Raw genomic sequence first — 1,417 nt, 5'->3', positions numbered from 1 at the left:
CGGGTTACGTCCATTAGCGTGGTGTAACCGGCCCTGATGGGCGTGTTGCCAGATGCGAAGGCGGTCACCGCGTGATCCTTGGAAATGACAGTCCAATGTCTTTCCTGAAGGAGAACTCCGCGATGACCGCACCTTATTCTATCGATCCGACGCGCTTCCTTTCCGAGCAGCTCGAGCAGGCCTCCCCGGACCTGCTGCGCCAGATGCTGCAGACCTTTATCACGGCCCTGATGGGGGCCGAGGCCGACGCGGTCTGCGGCGCGGAATACGGCCGGCCCAGCCCTGACCGGTCCAACTCCCGTAACGGCTACCGGCACCGGGATTTCGACACCCGCGCCGGCACCCTGGACGTGGCCATCCCCAAGCTGCGGCAGGGGTCCTACTTCCCGGACTGGCTGCTGGAGCGCCGCCGGCGTGCCGAGGCGGCTTTGACCTCGGTGGTGGCCACCTGCTACCTGCTCGGCGTGAGCACCCGGCGGATGGAGAAACTCGTCGAATCCCTCGGAATCACCCGGCTATCGAAGTCCCAGGTGTCGATCATGGCCAGGGAACTGGACGAGCAGGTCGAGTCGTTCCGCACCCGTCCCCTGGACGCCGGACCATACACCTTCGTCGCCGCCGACGCGCTGGTCCTGAAGGTCCGTGAAGGCGGCCGGGTGGTCAACGTCCACGCCCTGGTCGCGACCGGTGTCAACGCCGACGGACACCGCGAGATCCTGGGGCTCCAAGTCACCTCCGCCGAGGACGGGGCCGGCTGGCTGGGCTTCTTCCGCGACCTGACCGCCCGTGGCCTGACCGGGGTCAAACTCCTCACCTCCGATGCCCACGCCGGTCTCGTCGCCGGGATCGGGGCGACCCTGCCCGGCGCCGCCTGGCAACGCTGCCGGACCCACTACTCGGCGAACTTAATGTCCGTCACGCCCAAGAGCAGCTGGCCGTGGGTGAAAACGCTGCTCCACAGCGTCTACGACCAGCCCGACGCCGACGCCGTGCACGCCCAGTTCGACCGGGTCCTCAACGCCCTCGAGGAGAAGCTGCCCAAGGTCGCCCTGCACCTCGAAGCTGCCCGCGCCGATGTTCTCGCCTTCACCGCTTTCCCCAAGGAAATCTGGCGCCAGATCTGGTCCAATAATCCCCAGGAGCGACTCAACCGGGAAATCCGCCGCAGGACCGACGTCGTCGGAATCTTCCCCGACCGCGCCTCGCTGATCCGCCTCGTCGGCGCCGTCCTGGCCGAACAACACGACGAATGGACCGAAGGCCGGCGCTACCTCGGACTCGACGTCCTCGCACGCTCACAACAGGTCGGAACAACCACCGAGAAGGAGGAAACCACACCCGAACTCGGCGCACTCAGCGCCTAAGAAAACCAAGGATCACGCGGCAACCGCGTTACACCACCCATTTGGACTTGACC

General features: G+C 66.1%; 1 protein-coding gene. It reads left to right on the top strand.

Annotated elements, in window-relative coordinates; genetic code table 11:
* The first annotated feature begins 122 nt into the window (after positions 1 to 122).
* Entirely contained in the window at positions 123 to 1,364 is a 1,242-nt protein-coding gene (locus tag MMF96_RS19345; RefSeq protein ID WP_256884469.1) for an IS256 family transposase, read from the top strand.
* Positions 1,365 to 1,417: the final 53 nt, after the last annotated feature.

The sequence above is a fragment of the Arthrobacter sp. STN4 genome, assembly GCF_024539665.1.
Classification (GTDB): domain Bacteria; phylum Actinomycetota; class Actinomycetes; order Actinomycetales; family Micrococcaceae; genus Specibacter.
The sequence above is the reverse complement of the archived record's forward strand: the minus strand, read 5'-3'. Positions and strand labels throughout refer to the sequence as shown.

What these genes read in the sequence shown, in the direction of transcription:
- MMF96_RS19345 (WP_256884469.1), top strand. Translation starts at nt 123, where the DNA reads ATGACCGCACCTTATTCTATCGATCCGACGCGCTTCCTTTCCGAGCAG.